An 18,457-nucleotide genomic window follows, 5' to 3' on the forward strand; every position below is an offset into this window, starting at 1 on the left:
TCATGACTCAGGCAACATCGAGTGCTTTTTTGGTTTCGGTTTGCCCTATTTCAATCCTGTTTTCCCACAGGGTGCAGGCATCCTTTATCCACCGCTTCGCCTGCGGAGAATAATCGTCAAAGTGCATCATCAATGCCTGCTCATAGTTAATGCTGTAGAGCTCATAAAAAGCATCACTGCAGACAGGAATGCAGCCTAGGCGGGAAAATGTCCGGTCTGTTTTTGTTTTGATTGTCGCCGAGAGAATAAACTGGTTAATGTCGCAGTTATGGTGGTAGCTTAGCCAAGACGCGAGTAGGTACTTCGCTACCTGAGCCGAGTTATGGTTGCCCCTTTTGCCAGGGCAAATCGTAAAGGAGCAATCATAAGTGATATCCTCCCCGGCCTCGCTGGCGTCCGCTATCAGTTTATTGACGCTGGCCAAGGCTTCTTTATTTTGCGAGTTTTCCAAAATATCAACGGGCGGGAATTTCAATCCACGTGCTTCGCAATCACTGTATTTAATGACTTTTGCACAGGCGAGCGGATAATATTCATCACCCTTTTTTTCGCACAGCAGCAAATTGGTACAGTAATGATCGTGCGGGTCCACAGGCATCACATTGTGCCCGTGGAAATCGAAATAGCCCTTTATTCTTAATGTTAACAACGACCCCAAAATATTTTCTTCAAAAGTGTTTAGCTCGGAGTAACTGACTCGATCAAGAACAAACAATTGGTAGTTTTCCATTTATTTTGCCCCTAGCTTATTTCTCCAAACATCGCGGTACAGATCGCGCTTCACCAAGTCTTGCGGCTGATACACCCCAAGTTGTTCCCACATGTCAATGTAGATGTCGCTGGCAGGCTGCTTGTTATCGAGTATTTTCACCGCGGCAGCAACAGCAATCACACCAAATAAATTGGCCGCAATACCTAGCTGGGAAATAAAGTCTTTTTGTTTGTTCTCATGACGCTCGAGCTCTTCCAATATGCCTAGCGGCAAATAGTCCGGCGTGATCAGCATGACGCAGATCGTCAGCGGATCGAACTGGGCGATATCTGCTAGACTGACCCGGCCGCGCAAGATAGGTTCATCGCTATTTCGGTAGTCGTGAATCGCGACATACTGGGTGGCATCCATGTCGTAACCGGAAATAACGGGTTTGCGGTACTTCTTGGCCGTCTCGTGCAGCAGGTATTTTGCCTCAAGCCCTTTGGTCGTCGTCACATCGACCCCGTCTACGATGATTTCCGAACGGGAGACAAATGACTCAACGTTATCCGCAGTGATCCCCTGAGTATCAACTTCTATGGTGAGATTCGGGTTTATCTTCGCAACCTTTTCCGCATGCGCCGCCGCTTTATTCTTGTCGATATCTTCGATATCCATCCTTTGGCGGTTGATATTATTGAGCTCGTATTCGCCATTATCTACAAGATAGAGGGTCATAAAGCCGGTTCTTGCCAGAAGTTCGATCGCACCTCCCCCGGTAGAGCCACACCCTGCGACAAGCACATTGGCCTGTTGTATACGTTGTTGTAATTGGTCGGAAATAAACCCGTGATTGCGAAGCGTAAACTCCGTGTAGAACTCTTCAAATTTCATTTTTAGCCTAACCTGACATGTTTGTTATTTTCGCAAGATGTTAGCGAAATAGGGCTCGCCCTCAACTGCCCAAAAGGACAGGTGAAATCTTCAAAAAAGAGGTAAAGCCATGAAAGTTAATAACTAAAAGATGAATGGGCAGATACGGCAGGTACAAAAAACCCAGCATGGAAGCTGGGTTTTCTGATTAGGAGTCAAATCTGACTCTTAGTTCGCGGCTCGCTTAGAACGGGATGTCGTCGTCGAAATCCATTGGCGGCTCATTGTACTGAGGCTGAGGTGCAGCCTGCTGCTGAGGTGCCTGTTGCTGTTGCTGCGGGGCAAAGTTCTGCTGAGGTGCCGCTGCAGGCTGCTGAGGTTGACCCCAACCACCTTGCTGCTGTTGTTGGCCACCCATTGGTGCGCCCATACCCTGGCCACCGCCCTGACGGCCGCCAAGCATCTGCATAACGCCATTGAAGCCCTGAACCACAACTTCTGTTGTGTAGCGGTCCTGGCCGCTTTGGTCCTGCCACTTACGCGTCTGCAGTTGGCCTTCGATGTATACCTGAGAACCTTTGCGCAGGTACTCACCAGCGACTTCTGCTAGCTTGCCGAATAGAGCCACACGGTGCCATTCAGTTTTCTCGCGCTGCTCGCCAGTGTTCTTGTCACGCCAGCTTTCAGAAGTGGCAATGGTAATATTTGCTACTGCACCACCACTTGGCATGTAACGGATTTCCGGATCATTACCCAAGTTACCGACAAGGATAACTTTGTTTACGCCACGACTGGCCATAGTTCACTCCGATCTCATTATCGGTGCTGGGAAAAGGCCAGCGACCGTTATTGAAAGTTTATACTTAATCGCGCAGTCTATCATGCTTCACCCCTGATCGAACAGGGTTGAATCCGAGTAAAATACAGCAAACAGCCACGCGAAGAAGTGACACACAATGGTGCTATTATAACCAGCTCACTGTGTTTTTATACAGCTTTTTCTTTCAAGGCTCTGAGCCCTGTGCAATAATGCCGCAGTCATAAATTAGTCAATAAAGCTCATCGATATGGATAACATTGAAGTCAGGGGTGCCCGTACCCATAACCTCAAGAACATTTCCCTCACGCTGCCTCGGGATCAGCTGATTGTTATCACCGGCCTGTCGGGATCGGGAAAGTCGTCTCTGGCTTTCGACACCCTGTATGCCGAAGGACAGCGACGCTACGTCGAATCACTGTCGGCCTACGCCCGTCAGTTCCTGTCACTGATGGAAAAGCCGGATGTCGACCATATCGAGGGGCTATCCCCTGCGATTTCCATCGAGCAGAAGTCGACCTCGCACAACCCGCGCTCTACGGTCGGAACCATTACCGAGGTTTACGATTACCTGCGTTTGCTCTACGCCCGTGTCGGTGAGCCACGCTGTCCGACCCACCATGTAGAGTTAGCCGCCCAAACCGTCAGCCAGATGGTCGACAAAGTGCTCGAACTGCCGGAAGGCAGCAAGATGATGTTGCTGGCACCGATCGTCAAAGAGCGTAAGGGTGAACACGTTAAAACCTTGGCCAATCTTGCAGCGCAGGGGTATATCCGCGCCCGTATCGATGGCGAGGTGTGTGATCTGTCCGATCCACCGCCGCTGGAACTGCACAAGAAGCACACCATCGAAGTTGTAGTGGATCGCTTCAAAGTCCGCGATGATCTGCAGCAGCGCCTGGCCGAATCTTTCGAAACCGCACTGGAGTTGTCTGGCGGTACCGTGGTTGTCAGCCCGATGACCGACGGCGAGCATGAAGAGATCGTGTTCTCGGCCAACTTTGCCTGCCCGCACTGTGGCTACAGCATGCAGGAGTTGGAACCACGCCTATTCTCTTTCAACAACCCGGCCGGTGCCTGTGGTACCTGTGACGGCTTGGGGGTGCAGCAATTCTTTGACCCTGAGCGCGTGGTACAAAATGGCGAGCTGAGCCTGTCTGGCGGAGCAATCCGCGGCTGGGACAAGCGCAACTTCTATTACTTCCAGATGCTCAAGTCACTGGCTGAGCATTATGGCTTTGATGTCGAAGCACCATTCGATAGCCTGCCGAAAAAAGTCCAAAGCGTGATCCTCAGCGGCTCGGGCAAGACCGATATCGAGTTCAAGTACATCAATGACCGGGGAGATATCACGGTACGCCGCCATCCGTTCGAGGGGATCCTCAATAATATGGAGCGCCGCTACCGCGAGACCGAATCCAACTCGGTACGGGAAGACCTGATCAAGTTCGTCTCGACCAAACCATGCAGCAGCTGTGGCGGCTCGCGCCTGCGCCTTGAAGCCCGCAACGTCTTTATTGCCGATACCACCTTGCCGACCGTGAGCGAGATGAGCATCAGCGAAGCGATGGATTTCTTCCAGCAACTGGCACTGACCGGGCAAAAAGCCAAAATCGCCGAGAAAGTCCTGAAGGAAATCAATGACAGGCTGAGCTTCCTGGTCAATGTCGGCCTGAACTACCTCAACCTGTCCCGCAGCGCAGAAACCCTGTCTGGCGGCGAAGCCCAGCGGATCCGTTTGGCTAGCCAGATCGGTGCAGGCCTTGTGGGCGTGATGTACGTACTGGACGAGCCGTCAATCGGCCTCCACCAGCGCGACAACGAGCGCCTGCTCAAAACCCTGACCCACCTGCGCGATCTCGGCAATACCGTGATTGTGGTCGAGCACGATGAAGATGCTATCCGGATGGCCGACCATGTGATCGATATCGGCCCGGGAGCCGGTGTCCATGGCGGTAATGTGATTGCCGAAGGCAAGCTGGCCGATATCGTCGCCAACGGCGACTCGCTGACAGGCCAGTACCTCAGCGGCAAGAAATGTATTGCGATACCGGAGCAGCGGGTAGCTATGGATCCAGAAAAAACTGTCAAGCTGCTCGGTGCAACAGGTAACAACCTGAAAGATGTTGATGTTGAGATCCCTGTCGGCCTGCTAACCTGTATTACCGGGGTATCCGGCTCGGGCAAATCGACCCTGATCAACGATACCTTCTTCCAAATCGCCCACCACCAGCTCAACGGGGCGACATCAGGCCAGGCTGCGCCGTATCGTGATATCCAAGATCTCGAGCACTTCGACAAGGTCATTGATATCGACCAGAGCCCGATTGGCCGTACGCCACGCTCTAACCCGGCCACCTATACCGGGATCTTCACCCCGATCCGTGAGTTGTTTGCCGGCACCCAGGAATCACGTTCACGTGGTTACAAACCGGGCCGCTTCAGCTTTAACGTCAAGGGTGGCCGCTGTGAAGCGTGTCAGGGCGACGGCGTTATCAAGGTAGAAATGCACTTCCTGCCGGATGTCTATGTGCCTTGTGATGCCTGTAAGGGCAAGCGCTACAACCGCGAAACGCTGGAGGTACGCTACAAGGGCAAAACCATCGACGAAGTATTGGAGCTAACGGTCGAAGACGCCCGCGAGTTCTTCGATGCGGTTCCGGCTATTGCAAGAAAACTGCAGACCTTGATAGATGTTGGCTTGTCTTACATTCGTTTGGGCCAGGCGGCGACTACGCTGTCGGGCGGTGAGGCACAGCGGGTCAAACTGGCGCGCGAACTGTCCAAGCGCGATACCGGCAAGACTCTGTATATCCTGGATGAGCCGACCACCGGCCTGCACTTCCATGATATCCAGCAGTTGCTCAATGTCCTCCATCGCCTGCGTGACCACGGCAACACCATCGTGGTGATCGAGCACAACCTCGATGTGATCAAAACCGCCGATTGGATCATCGACCTTGGCCCGGAAGGCGGCAGCGGTGGTGGTGAAATCATTGCAACTGGCACGCCAGAACAAGTGGCGCAGATCGCAGGATCGCATACTGCACGCTTCCTCAAGCCTTTGCTGCCGGAGTGAACGCCAGTACAATAGCTCTGGCAACCTAAGCGACGACGATAAACCGGGCTTGCATTCAAGCCCGGTTTTGTTTGATTACGACAGTGAGATCCGCGCAACCACCATGACAGTGTTATATGTAAAAGGCACCAACCTTGCCGAGAAAGGGATCAGCAAGCCGATGATAAAGCCCTTCTTGGTGTCTCTCGGGATCTTGTTCCTGCTCGCGATTCATTACTTCCAGCATAATCCCGGCGGCTCCGGGCTGGAGCTCTCATTCAACACGATGAGCTGGATCCCGTTCAGCTTTGCCATTGCCTTTGGCCTATTGGAAATTTGCCGCCAGCGGGTATGGCGCTACTCGCGGTTGACCATTGTCTTGGCTGTTTGCTGCGTCCTGCTTACCCTTCCGGTGTTCTACCCCAATGCCGATGTCGGCCAGAGCCTGCCAAGGCTACTTGGCTTGTGGGCCGGCCTGCTCTTTTTCGTTGGCTTACAGCAATTTTCGTTTAACCACAAGCGGCGCCAGCGAATGCTGTGGTTTGTCCTTGCCGCCGTCTGGATCCAATCAGGCTTTGGCTGGGTACAGTTCATGCTCCTCGAACCGGGCAACCCTATCGGCTACGACACCGTCGCCAACCGCCCCTACGGTATTTTCCAGCAGCCCAACGTCATGGCCAGCTTTCTCGCCACCGGCCTAGTGCTCTCTGGCTACCTGCTGGCGCGTATCCCTATGTATCGGGGAAAGTGGAGCTGGCAGCAATGTTTCTTGCTATTGACACCGGTTGTCACCCTGCCGCTGCTGGTTGTCCTGAGCTCGCGCACAGGCTGGCTCGGTGCCGTGGTCGGCACCCTGCTGTTGATTCCGTATCTGCGCCGCTTTGCCGCCAAGGCACAATGGCGAATGTGGTTGCTGATGATAGCTCTGGGGCTCAGTGTTTCCTGGCACATCAACAGCTCAGCAGGTTGGTCACCTCAGGAAAACCGCCTGAGTTTAGTCAGTGCCCGTGCGATGCATATCCCGCAAGCGGTCAATATGTTCCTCGCCGAACCTTTGACCGGTTACGGATACGGCACGTTTGAGGTCAGCTACATTACCCAGACAGCCAGATGGCACAACGAAAATCCAAGCAACCCAGCAGGTATGCCTGCCCTCACCCATCCGCACAACGAGCTGGTATTCTGGGCTGCCGAAGGGGGGATTATTCCCTTGCTTGCACTGTTAGCAGCCGCAGCAGCCGTGTTCCTCAAAATCAAAAAAGCTAGGGAAGGTACCCAACTGGCACTCGTCGGCCTGTTTTTTCCTATCGTGCTGCATTCCCAACTGGAGTACCCGTTCTATCATTCACTGGTCCACTGGGTGGTTTTCATCCTGCTGATATACTGGGTCGATAACCTGACGGCCAAGTACTACAAGAAGCGGATGGACTATATCCTATCGATTCGGGCACTGGTGCTGATGGTGCCGCTGATCACTACCGGTTTTATGGTGACGACCCTCTATTCAGGTGCCCAGCTTACCAAATACGAAACCAGCCACCCGGCCAATGTGGATTACCTGCTGCGGGTCAACAATCCATGGGCGTGGCAAAACCGCTTCGAATGGGATTTGCACCTCACCCAACTGCGGCTTGGCATCTCCAGCGAGAACCCGGTATTGATCCAGGAATACATCAACTGGGCCCAGCAAAAAGCCAAACAATGGCCTCGCCCTGATCTATACCAAAACTTGATCACTGCATATAAGCTACTGGAACAAGATCAACATGCCGCCCAGATCCTCGATGAGGCACAGTATCTCTACCCTGGACACCAGTTTGCCTTGGCTGCCATAGAAGAGGCGCAAGCAGCAGATAGCGAAGCGGGTAAACCAGCACCTTAATGACAAAAAAGGCTACCTCTCGGTAGCCTTTTTATTATTCCAGCATGGCGGAATTACTTCAGGGTCGTTTCCAGTGCACGCAGGCACAAGGCAACGTTTTCACTACGGGCGGCGTACCCCATCAAACCGATACGCCAGGCTTTTCCTGCCAAAGCCCCAAGGCCAGCCCCAATTTCCAAGTTATAGCGCTCGAGCAAGGTCTTCCTTACCTCGGCATCATCAATACCATCAGGAATATAAACCGCATTCAGCTGCGGCAGGCGGTGGGCTTCATCCACCACAAACTCAATGCCTAACTGCTCCAGACCTTCACGAAGTTCTAGGTGGGCATCTTTGTGGCGCTGCCAGGCATTTTCCAACCCTTCGTTTTGCAGCAATACCAAAGCTTCATGTAGGGCATACAGGCTATTGACCGGCGCAGTATGGTGATAGCTACGCTTGCCTTCACCACTCCAGTAGCCTAAGACTAGGCTCTGGTCGAGGAACCAACTCTGTACCGGGGCCTGGCGGCCCTGGATTTTAGCCACCGCTTTTTCGGAGAACGTCAGTGGCGACAATCCCGGAACACAAGACAGGCATTTCTGGCTGCCTGAATACACGGCATCCAGCTGCCACTCATCCACCAGCAACGGGACGCCACCTAGCGAGGTAACCGCATCCACGATTGTCAGGCAGTCATGCTCACGGGCTAGTTTGGCAATCGCCTCGGCATCGCTCAGTGCACCGGTAGAGGTCTCGGCATGGACAAAGGCCACGATTTTCGCATCTGGGTTGCTTTCCAGTGCCTGGGCGACCAAACCGGGATCAACCGGCTCGCCCCAATTATTATCGACCATCACAGCAACGCCGCCGCAGCGCTCGACATTCTCACGCATCCGGTCACCAAACACACCATTGCGGCAGACAATCACCTTGTCGCCAGGCTCGACCAAGTTCACAAAGCAAGCTTCCATCCCGGCACTGCCCGGGGCAGAGACCGCGATCGTAAAGGTATTCTGGGTCTGGAAGGCATATTGCAGCAGCTGTTTGAGTTCATCCATCATACCGATGAATAGCGGGTCTAAATGCCCGATGGTCGGACGGCTCAGCGCCTGCAGTACCTGCGGATAGATATCAGACGGGCCGGGTCCCATCAAGGTTCGTTGTGGTGGGTAGAAGCTACCAATGGTCATTATTGTTTTCCTCCCTGGCGGTAAGCATGGACAGTCAATCGTTATTGTAAGGTACTGATTGACTATATCAGCAATAGGTTAATTATGCTTATACCAAATCGTAACTACCTTCTAGCACATAGATTCCTTCAATATTTGTGACAATTTTTTGCAAAATTTATGCATATTTTATTTCTATGTAATTGACAACATACCTGCAAATCCGGTTCAATGTAGATCGTTTTTTGTTCATCCTGAGGAAAGGTTTTCCCCAGGTGAAGACAGAAGAGGAGCGTTACCCAGGTATCTAGGATTGCGGGGCCCCACCCCGAAGCAGTCTGGAGAGGGGGAGTAACGCCGAGATACAGCATGACAGGGGGCATGGTGTATCGGCTACGAAGGTTGAATCCTTCTGGCTGTCATCTATTCATCATGGTAATGAGTAGATGGGGAGCTTCTGGTTGTTGTACCGGTTTACATCTTACCGTTTTGCTCTCCTGACTTTTGTCGGGATCACCATCCCGAGCCCCCTGTTAATTGCGTTTATACTCTTTATTACTGGGAGACTCGTTGTGAGCTTTGTCGAAAATAACTTTACTGTTCCTCCACCGATAACCGTAGCGAAATTTGGCGGTACTAGCGTAGCCGATCATGCCGCCATGAGCCGAAGTGCCTCGATCATCAAGGACAACCCTGCTGCCAAAGTAGTTTTGATCAGTGCCTGTTCCGGCGTTACCAACCTGTTAGTTGAACTTGCAAACGGAATTGCCGATAACGAGCAGCGCTCCCAACGGCTACATAAATTGACCTCTATCCACCAGGACATTATCGACAAGCTGGCTCAGCCAGGTACTGTTGCTGGCCACATAGAACAACTTATCAATAACGTGGCAAGCCTAGCCGAACAGGCCGCCGAAGCACCATCGACCAAGCTGACCGATCAGCTGGTTGCTCATGGTGAACTGTTGTCGACGCACTTATTTACCCAAATTCTCAACGAAATGGGGGCGACTGCCCAACGTTTCGATATTCGCTCTGTCATGCGTACCGACAGCCAGTTCGGCAAAGCCATCCCGGAAGTCGACACCATCCGCCAGCTGGCTGATGACAAGCTCCAGCCCCTGCTGGCAGGCGAGGCGGTAATCGTCTCCCAAGGCTTTATCGGCTCAGACAGCAACGGTGAAACCACGACCCTAGGCCGTGGTGGCAGTGATTACAGCGCCGCCCTTGTAGCCGAGGCCATCAGTGCCGGAACCCTTGAGATCTGGACTGACGTACCGGGCATGTACACGACCGACCCGCGTATCACTGCCAATGCCAAGCCAATCAGCGAGATCAGCTTCAGCGAAGCCTCTGAAATGGCCAATTTCGGCGCCAAGATCCTGCACCCCTCGACCCTGCTACCAGCGGTCCGCCAGCAGATCCCGGTTTTCATCGGCTCCTCAAAAGCGCCTGAGCAAGGCGGTACCTGGATACGCCAGAAAGTCAGCGAGCCACCGAAATTCAGGGCCTTGGCACTGCGCTGCAACCAGACCATGGTTACCCTGACCAGCCTGAATATGTTCCACGCTTACGGCTTCCTGTCAGAAGTATTCCGTATTCTGGCCGAGCATAAAATTTCGGTTGATTTGATCACTACCTCGGAAGTTAGCGTGTCACTGACCCTGGATCAAACCGATACCGGTGGTGGTGCCCCTAGCCTGCCAGCCACGGCAATGGAACAACTCAGCAAGCTGTGTCGCGTGGAAGTCGAGCAAGACCTCTGCCTAGTTGCCTTGATCGGCAACGAGCTTGGTGATGCCCCAGGCGCGGCAACCCAGGTATTCAGTCGCCTGGATGACTACAGCCCGCGCATGATCTGCTTCGGCGCCAGCACCCACAACCTGTGCTTCCTAGTGAAAACAGAAGAGTCACGCGAAGTGATCAAGGTTCTGCACCACGGTCTGTTCGAGTAAGCTGATACAGATAAGTTTCTGATTCTCAGAAAAGAAAAAGGCGCTCAATGAGCGCCTTTTTTATTGTTGAGAAAACCTATTAGCCATTAAGGTTCGGCCCCAGCCATTTCTCGGCTTCGACCAAATCCCAGCCCTTGCGATCAGCATAGCTGTCACGCTGATCATCCTGGATCTGGGCGATCGCAAAGTAGCGCGAGTCCGGGTGGGAGAAGTACCAACCGGAGACCGATGCCCCCGGCCACATGGCATAGCTGGTTGTCAGTGACATACCGATGGTTTCTTCGACCTGCAACAGCTCCCACAGCGACCCTTTTTCGGTATGCTCAGGACACGCTGGGTAACCCGGTGCCGGGCGGATCCCCTGGTATTTCTCGCGGATCAGATCATCGTTGGACAAATCTTCATCCGGCGAGTAACCCCAGATATCCTTGCGGACCTGCTCATGAAGATACTCGGCAAATGCCTCGGCCAAACGGTCGGCCACTGCCTGGATCATAATTGCGTTGTAATCATCGCCTGCTGCTTTGTAGGCATCTGCCAACTCGCGCTCACCAATACCACCGGTTACTGCAAAGGCACCAATCCAATCGGCCTTGCCGCTTTCTTTCGGTGCAATGTAGTCCGACAGGCAGTAGTTGAAGCCTTTCGGTTTCTCGGTTTGCTGGCGCAGGTTGTGCAATACCTTGGCAACTTCAGTACGCGATTCATCGGTGTACACCTCGATATCATCACCGACGCTATTGGCCGGGAACATGGCACACATACCACGAGCCTTGAGCAAACCTTCCTGCTCAACCCTATCAAGCAAGTCGTTAGCATCTTTGAACAAGCGGCGCGCTTCCTCGCCGACCTCTTCATGATCAAGGATGGCTGGGTATTTGCCCATCAGCGACCAGGTCATAAAGAAAGGCGTCCAGTCGATATACTGGCGTAGGGTGGCAACATCAAAGTCATCAAACACCTGCACACCAGATTTCAGCGGTGCCGGCGGGGTATAGTTATCCCAGTCAATCGCCACCTTGTTTGCACGTGCGATATCCAAGGTAACCGGCTTAGTCTTAGGGCGCTTGCGGCTATGCTGGTCACGAACCCTGACATAGTCAGCATCCAGTTTTTCAACAAAGGCAGGGCGCAACTCGTCAGACAGCAGCGAGGTACACACACCCACCGCACGGGAGGCGTTGTTCACATACACCACAGGATGGCTGTAGTTCTGCTCAATCTTCACCGCGGTGTGAGCCTTGGAGGTTGTAGCACCACCAATTAGCAGTGGCAGATCAAAACCCTGGCGCTCCATCTCCTTCGCCACATGCACCATCTCATCCAGAGAAGGTGTGATCAGGCCAGACAGGCCAATGATATCGACATTCTCTTCCTTGGCGACTTTGAGGATCTTCTCGCAAGGTACCATTACACCGAGATCGATGATTTCGTAGTTATTACACTGCAAGACTACGCCAACAATGTTCTTGCCGATATCATGAACATCGCCTTTTACTGTTGCCAGTAAGATCTTACCGTTTGTCGCACCCGCTTGTTTCGCAGCATTAATATAAGGCTCTAGGTGGGCAACCGCCTGTTTCATTACCCGGGCTGATTTCACCACCTGCGGCAGGAACATCTTACCTTCACCGAACAGGTCACCGACCACGTTCATGCCGTCCATCAACGGCCCCTCGATCACCTCGAGCGGTTTGGACGCATTGAGACGGGCTTCTTCGGTATCTTCGACGATAAACTCGGTGATCCCCTTGACCAATGCATGCTCAAGGCGCTTTTCAACCGGCCAGGTACGCCACTCAAGTGCTGAGGCATCGTCTTCCTTGCCAACACCTTTATTGGCATACTCAGCAGCGATATCCAACAGGCGCTCGGTCGAATCGTCACGGCGGTTCAGGATCACATCCTCAACCGCTTCACGCAGCTTCTCCGGGACATTGTCATAAATTTCAAGCTGGCCGGCGTTCACAATACCCATATCCATACCGTTCTTGAAACAGTGGTACAGGAACACGGCATGGATAGCTTCACGGACATAGTTATTGCCACGGAACGAGAAAGAGACGTTCGAGACACCACCGGAGATCATCGCATGCGGCAAGTCACGTTTGATATCGCCGACGGCATCAATAAAATCGACGGCATAGTTGTTATGCTCTTCAATACCTGTCGCAACGGCAAAGATATTCGGGTCGAAAATGATATCTTCCGGCGGGAAGCCGACTTCATCAACCAAGATTCGGTAGGCATTGGTACAAATCTCCAGCTTGCGCTCTCGGGTATCCGCCTGCCCTACTTCATCGAAGGCCATGACGATAACAGCGGCGCCGTAGCGGCGGATCAGCTTGGCCTGCTCAACGAACTTCTCTTTGCCTTCTTTGAGCGAGATAGAGTTAACAATCCCCTTGCCCTGAATACACTTCAGGCCAGCTTCGATAACCTCCCACTTGGAGGAATCGACCATAATAGGCACTTTGGAGATTTCAGGCTCAGACGCACACAGATTGAGGAATCGAACCATGCATGCTTCAGCATCCAGCATCCCTTCATCCATGTTGATATCGATGATCTGGGCGCCATTTTCGACCTGCTGACGGGCAACTTCCAATGCCTCGTCATACAACTCTTCTTTGATCAGACGCTTAAAGCGGGCTGAGCCCGTCACGTTGGTACGCTCACCCACATTGACGAACAGGGTATCCTTTTCAATCGTCAACGGCTCTAGGCCGGACAAACGGCAGGACACAGGGAGATCAGGCAAGGCTCGAGGGGCAACCTCAGCTACTGCTTCAGCCATCTGTCGGATATGTTCTGGCGTGGTACCGCAACAGCCACCGACCAAGTTAAGGAAGCCGCTTTCGGCCCATTCCTTAATATGCTCTGCCATCTCTTCAGGTGACAAATCATATTCACCAAAGGCATTTGGCAAACCTGCGTTAGGGTGGGTAGATACCGCACATTCGGAAATACGGGAAAGCTCCTCGACATACGGGCGTAGTTCATCAGGGCCCAACGCACAGTTAAGGCCAAAGGAAATAGGCCTTACATGACGAAGTGCATTGTAAAAGGCTTCGGTAGTCTGGCCCGATAGCGTACGGCCGGAAGCATCGGTAATCGTACCGGAGATCATTACTGGTAGCGAACGGCCAAGTTCTTCAAACACGGTATCTACCGCGAAGGCACAGGCTTTGGCATTGAGGGTATCGAAAATAGTTTCGATAAGGATGATGTCCGAGCCACCCTCAATCAAAGCACGTGTCGATTCGGAATACGCCTCGACTAGTTGGTCAAAGGTAACATTACGGAAGCCGGGATCATTCACATCTGGCGAAATCGAACAGGTACGGTTGGTCGGGCCCAATACACCAGCCACAAAACGTGGTTTATCCGGTGTCTTTGCCGTCCACTCATCAGCCGCTTGACGGGCAAGCTTGGCCGCTTCGAGGTTGATTTCGGCACTCAACGCTTCCATCTCATAATCGGCCATCGCGATCGTGGTTGCGTTGAAGGTGTTGGTTTCCAGGATATCAGCACCAGCCTCGAGGTATGAGGCATGAATATCCTTGATCAGTTGCGGTTGTGTCAGTACCAGTAAGTCGTTATTGCCCTTAAGATCCATGTGCCAGTCGGCAAAACGCTCACCACGGTAATCTTGCTCTTCCAGCTTATAATCCTGGATCATGGTGCCCATGCCACCATCAATGATCAGGATCTGCTCTGCCAAGCGCTTATTTAGTAAATCCTTGCCCATCAACACCGCTTTACTTCCTTATCTATTGTTACAGCTAATTCACATCCTACCATAGCAAAAATGGAAATCTAGACGTCTAAAGGGCTTTTCGTTGATTAATTTTTAACTCATTGTAAGAAATTAAAGATAGCTATCGGGCAGCGATAGATTTATATTTTGACACAATTTTCAGCTTTACTTTCAAACACCATCGAGGTCACTGGATGTCAGTTTACAGCACCCTCTGTTTCCTGGCGGCAGCAGCAATGCTTATCGCCTTTGTAAACAGTAAAATAGGAAAAATGCAGACCACTATCGCCATCACTGCTGGGGCGTTGGTGCTATCTCTGGGCATCATTGTTGCCGGCCATAATGGCTGGTTCCACTTAGAAGACATTGCAGCAAGCCAACTTGGCGAGATCAACTTCGAGAACTTCTTGCTCAAGGGTATTCTGGGCTTCTTGTTGTTCGCGGGCGGCCTGGGGATCAAACTGCCTCACCTAGAAGATCAAAAGTGGGAAATCACCACCCTGGCCCTTGCCGCCACGTTATTTTCGACCTTCTTCATCGGGTTTTCCCTATGGGGGATTTGCCAGGCGCTCGGTATCCAGCTTGATTTGATCTATTGTTTGATTTTCGGCTCGCTGATTTCACCGACTGACCCGATTGCCGTACTCGCCATTGTAAAAAAACTCGATGCGCCAAAGCGTATCTCTACCCAGATTGAGGGCGAATCTTTATTCAATGACGGCTTTGGCCTTGTCATTTTCGTTACCCTATTTACCATCGCTTTTGGTAACGAAGCCCCTACCGTTCTTGGTGTCGGCCAGCTGTTCCTGCAGGAGGCCATAGGCGGTATCGCCTACGGCTTCGCACTGGGCCTGATATTCCATTACCTGATCAGCTCCACCAATGACCACTCAATGGAGCTACTGCTAACTTTAGGTATCCCGACCGCTGGCTACGTGTTTGCCGATGTCATCCATGTTTCTGGCCCATTGGCGATGGTGGTGTCAGGTATCATGATCGGCAACTGGACCCGCTACATTGGTTTTTCCAAGGAAAGTGAAGATCACCTCGACCATTTCTGGGAATTGGTCGATGAGTTCCTCAACGGCGTGCTGTTCCTGTTGATTGGTATGAGCATGCTGCAATTTAGCTTCCACCAAGAAGACTGGGTGCTGATGGTCATTGCCGTACCGCTAGTGCTATTCAGCCGCTACCTCAGTATCAAACTGTCCTATATCGGCTTCAACCGCTACCGCGACTACAACCCGATGTCAGTCAAGATCCTGACCTGGGGTGGCTTGCGCGGCGGCCTTGCCCTTGCGATGGCCATGGCAGTACCGGCAGGGGTTATGGTGATCCCTGACAAGAACATTGATGTGCGGGAAATTATGCTGGTGATGACCTACTCAGTGGTCGTGTTCTCTATATTGATTCAGGGTTCGACGATTACCCCGCTGATCCACAAAGCCAAATTGTGGGAAGCCGAAAATAGCCCAAGTAAATAGCTACGATAAAAAAGACCTGCTCCGGCAGGTCTTTTTTATTCGACAACAAACTATTCATCAGTGGTGAAGTTGGCTTCCGAGAAGTGATCCAAATCGTAAGGGGTTTGCTGGTAAACACAGTAGTTAAGCCAATTCGCAAACAAGAGGTGGCCATGGCTGCGCCAACTGGCAATCGGCGGCTTCTGCGGGTTATCGTCCGGATAGTAATTCACCGGTATACTCGGCTCCATTCCTTCTCCTGCATCCCTAGTATATTCGTTATGCAGGGTATCGACATCATACTCAGGGTGACCAGTAACAAAGACATTACGCTTGTCCTTTGTTGCAGCTAAGTACACCCCAGCTTGCTCAGACGTCGCAAGAATGTCCAGATCCGTATGCTCAGCTAGGTATTCCGGCGAGAAATCGGCATAGCGCGAATGTGGTGCTAAGAAAGAATCATCAAACCCACGCAAGATAGGGTTATGACAATCATGGGTACGGTGCCAATACACCCCTGACAGCTTCTCTTTGCGGGTACGTTTAGGCAAATCGTACAGCAACTTTAATCCTGCCTGTGCAGCCCAACAGACAAACAGCGTCGAGGTCACATGCTCTTTGGCCCAGTTCATGATGGTTTGGATTTCTTCCCAATACAGCACATCTTCAAACTGCACCAAGCCTAGCGGGGCACCTGTGACAATCAAGCCATCGAAGTTACGGTCTTTCACCATTTCGAACTGGCGGTAGAAGGTATCAAGGTGTTCGGTCGGGGTATTCTTGGTCGGCCGATTATCGATACGGAGCAGTTCAACATCAACCTGCAGTGGGCTATTAGAAAGCAGACGCAAGAACTGGGTTTCCGTTTCGATCTTCTTCGGCATCAAGTTTAGCAGCAGCACCTTCAAAGGACGGATTTCCTGACTCGATGCACGGGCTTCCGACATCACGAAGATATTCTCTCCCCGTAGGATATCGGTTGCAGGTAATTTGTCAGGGATCTTAATCGGCATGGGTGCTTCTCCTTAAACGTTTTTCCGTCTGCTCTTTCTCACCAGAGATGTTTAGACGTCCAGATTTCTAAATAAAACTATAAGAGATCACACCAAGGTGCAAGCAAAACAAGATTAAAAGAATAGATGATGTGGCACGTAAAGGTGAGAAATGCTCATGAAGTAAGGTAGGTATGGAAGAGGTACGATTTATTTATCGTCAGAAATGAAAAAACCCAGCCGTTAGGCTGGGTTTTGAAGAAGTGTTCAGCAATGACCTACTCTCACATGGGGAGGCCCCACACTACCATCGGCGCTACAACGTTTCACTTCTGAGTTCGGCATGGGATCAGGTGGTACCGCTGTGCTATTGTCGCTGAACAAAATCGTGGTGCTAGTACCCAGATTTGAACTGGGGACCTCACCCTTACCAAGGGTGCGCTCTACCAACTGAGCTATACCAGCACGCAATTCTGCGTCGAAACCCGCGTTTGCGAATTTCCGAAATTGGAAGCCTGGCGATGTCCTACTCTCACATGGGGAGGCCCCACACTACCATCGGCGCTATTACGTTTCACTACTGAGTTCGGCATGGGATCAGGTGGGTCCATAATGCTATGGTCGCCAAGCAAAATTCTTACAATCTAAAAAGCTGATGTTCTCGACACTCATCCAAGTGTTCGTGGAGTCCGTAAAACCCCTTGGGTGTTGTATGGTTAAGCCTCACGGGCAATTAGTACAGGTTAGCTCAACGCCTCACAACGCTTACACACCCTGCCTATCTACGTCGTAGTCTCCAACAACCCTTCAGGAACCTTATAGGTTCAGGGATGACTCATCTCGAGGCTCGCTTCCCGCTTAGATGCTTTCAGCGGTTATCGATTCCGAACTTAGCTACCGGGCAATGCGTCTGGCGACACAACCCGAACACCAGAGGTTCGTCCACTCCGGTCCTCTCGTACTAGGAGCAGCCCCTCTCAATCATCCAACGCCCACGGCAGATAGGGACCGAACTGTCTCACGACGTTCTAAACCCAGCTCGCGTACCACTTTAAATGGCGAACAGCCATACCCTTGGGACCGACTTCAGCCCCAGGATGTGATGAGCCGACATCGAGGTGCCAAACACCGCCGTCGATATGAACTCTTGGGCGGTATCAGCCTGTTATCCCCGGAGTACCTTTTATCCGTTGAGCGATGGCCCTTCCATACAGAACCACCGGATCACTATGACCTGCTTTCGCACCTGCTCGACTTGTCAGTCTCGCAGTCAAGCGGGCTTATGCCATTGCACTAACCTCACGATGTCCGACCGTGATTAGCCCACCTTCGTGCTCCTCCGTTACGCTTTGGGAGGAGACCGCCCCAGTCAAACTACCCACCAGGCACTGTCCGCACCCCGGATAACGGGGCGACGTTAGAACATCAACACTACAAGGGTGGTATTTCAAGGACGGCTCCACCGAATCTAGCGACTCGGTTTCAAAGCCTCCCACCTATCCTACACATGTAGGGTCAATGTTCAGTGCCAAGCTGTAGTAAAGGTTCACGGGGTCTTTCCGTCTAGCCGCGGGTACGCAGCATCTTCACTGCGATTTCAATTTCACTGAGTCTCGGGTGGAGACAGCGTGGCCATCATTACGCCATTCGTGCAGGTCGGAACTTACCCGACAAGGAATTTCGCTACCTTAGGACCGTTATAGTTACGGCCGCCGTTTACCGGGGCTTCGATCAAGAGCTTCGACCGAAGTCTAACCCCATCAATTAACCTTCCGGCACCGGGCAGGCGTCACACCGTATACGTCATCTTTC

The 18,457-nt window shown here is 52.2% G+C and carries 10 protein-coding genes, 1 tRNA gene, 3 rRNA genes and 1 riboswitch (1 of these 15 cut by a window edge); of the genes, 4 read left to right on the forward strand and 10 right to left on the reverse strand.

From position 1 onward, the window contains the following. Nucleotides 1–7: 7 nt before the first annotated feature. The 3 genes from ACXAGQ_RS05885 to ACXAGQ_RS05895 all read right to left on the reverse strand — a co-directional run bounded on the left by ACXAGQ_RS05885 (nt 8) and on the right by ACXAGQ_RS05895 (nt 2,366). Nucleotides 8–730 (reverse strand): hypothetical protein, encoded by a 723-nt coding sequence (locus ACXAGQ_RS05885; RefSeq protein ID WP_475252526.1) that lies wholly within the window; start codon nt 728–730, stop codon nt 8–10. Then, nucleotides 731–1,588 (reverse strand): HesA/MoeB/ThiF family protein, encoded by an 858-nt coding sequence (locus ACXAGQ_RS05890; RefSeq protein ID WP_475252528.1) that lies wholly within the window; start codon nt 1,586–1,588, stop codon nt 731–733. It abuts the gene before it with no gap. Nucleotides 1,589–1,811: 223 nt separating this feature from the next. After that, nucleotides 1,812–2,366, reverse strand: a complete 555-nt coding sequence (locus tag ACXAGQ_RS05895; RefSeq protein WP_475252530.1) for a single-stranded DNA-binding protein — start codon at nt 2,364–2,366, stop codon at nt 1,812–1,814. Nucleotides 2,367–2,634: 268 nt separating this feature from the next. On the opposite strand from ACXAGQ_RS05895, the gene uvrA reads away from it, so the two are divergent. Together uvrA and ACXAGQ_RS05905 are read left to right on the forward strand one after the other, a co-directional pair. Then, nucleotides 2,635–5,463 carry an excinuclease ABC subunit UvrA gene (gene uvrA, locus ACXAGQ_RS05900; RefSeq protein WP_475252532.1) on the forward strand — a complete coding sequence of 943 codons (2,829 nt, stop codon included), beginning with the start codon at nt 2,635–2,637 and terminating at the stop codon, nt 5,461–5,463. A 103-nt stretch (nt 5,464–5,566) separates the two neighbouring features. Next, nucleotides 5,567–7,324, forward strand: a complete 1,758-nt coding sequence (locus tag ACXAGQ_RS05905) for a PglL family O-oligosaccharyltransferase (RefSeq protein WP_475254675.1) — start codon at nt 5,567–5,569, stop codon at nt 7,322–7,324. Between the two features lie 53 nt (nt 7,325–7,377). On the opposite strand, the gene ACXAGQ_RS05910 is transcribed toward ACXAGQ_RS05905, so the two are convergent. Next, nucleotides 7,378–8,496 carry a pyridoxal-phosphate-dependent aminotransferase family protein gene (locus tag ACXAGQ_RS05910; RefSeq protein ID WP_475252534.1) on the reverse strand — a complete coding sequence of 373 codons (1,119 nt, stop codon included), beginning with the start codon at nt 8,494–8,496 and terminating at the stop codon, nt 7,378–7,380. A 256-nt stretch (nt 8,497–8,752) separates the two neighbouring features. Next, nucleotides 8,753–8,940, forward strand: a riboswitch (Lysine riboswitch). A gap of 107 nt (nt 8,941–9,047) precedes the next feature. Here ACXAGQ_RS05910 and lysC point away from each other — a divergent pair. Next, nucleotides 9,048–10,430 (forward strand): lysine-sensitive aspartokinase 3, encoded by a 1,383-nt coding sequence (gene lysC / locus ACXAGQ_RS05915; RefSeq protein ID WP_475252536.1) that lies wholly within the window; start codon nt 9,048–9,050, stop codon nt 10,428–10,430. A 79-nt stretch (nt 10,431–10,509) separates the two neighbouring features. Here the strand turns inward: lysC and metH are convergent, their stop codons facing one another. Continuing rightward, nucleotides 10,510–14,181 (reverse strand): methionine synthase, encoded by a 3,672-nt coding sequence (gene metH, locus ACXAGQ_RS05920; RefSeq protein WP_475252538.1) that lies wholly within the window; start codon nt 14,179–14,181, stop codon nt 10,510–10,512. 203 nt (nt 14,182–14,384) lie between these two features. Between metH and ACXAGQ_RS05925 the strand changes: the two genes are divergently transcribed. Continuing rightward, on the forward strand, nt 14,385–15,674 hold the full coding sequence (locus tag ACXAGQ_RS05925; protein ID WP_475252540.1) for a cation:proton antiporter: 1,290 nt from the start codon (nt 14,385–14,387) through the stop codon (nt 15,672–15,674). A gap of 50 nt (nt 15,675–15,724) precedes the next feature. Here the strand turns inward: ACXAGQ_RS05925 and metA are convergent, their stop codons facing one another. The 5 genes from metA to ACXAGQ_RS05950 all read right to left on the reverse strand — a co-directional run. After that, nucleotides 15,725–16,666, reverse strand: a complete 942-nt coding sequence (gene metA, locus ACXAGQ_RS05930; protein ID WP_475252542.1) for a homoserine O-succinyltransferase MetA — start codon at nt 16,664–16,666, stop codon at nt 15,725–15,727. A 244-nt stretch (nt 16,667–16,910) separates the two neighbouring features. Further along, nucleotides 16,911–17,026, reverse strand: a 5S ribosomal RNA gene (gene rrf / locus ACXAGQ_RS05935). 8 nt (nt 17,027–17,034) lie between these two features. Further along, a tRNA-Thr gene (locus ACXAGQ_RS05940) sits at nt 17,035–17,110 on the reverse strand. A 48-nt stretch (nt 17,111–17,158) separates the two neighbouring features. Beyond that, nucleotides 17,159–17,274: ribosomal RNA gene (rrf, locus tag ACXAGQ_RS05945) — 5S ribosomal RNA — on the reverse strand. 83 nt (nt 17,275–17,357) lie between these two features. Then, nucleotides 17,358–18,457, reverse strand: a 23S ribosomal RNA gene (locus tag ACXAGQ_RS05950) (it continues 1,788 nt past the right edge of the window).

Source organism: Photobacterium sp. ABD4_091 (assembly GCF_056160145.1).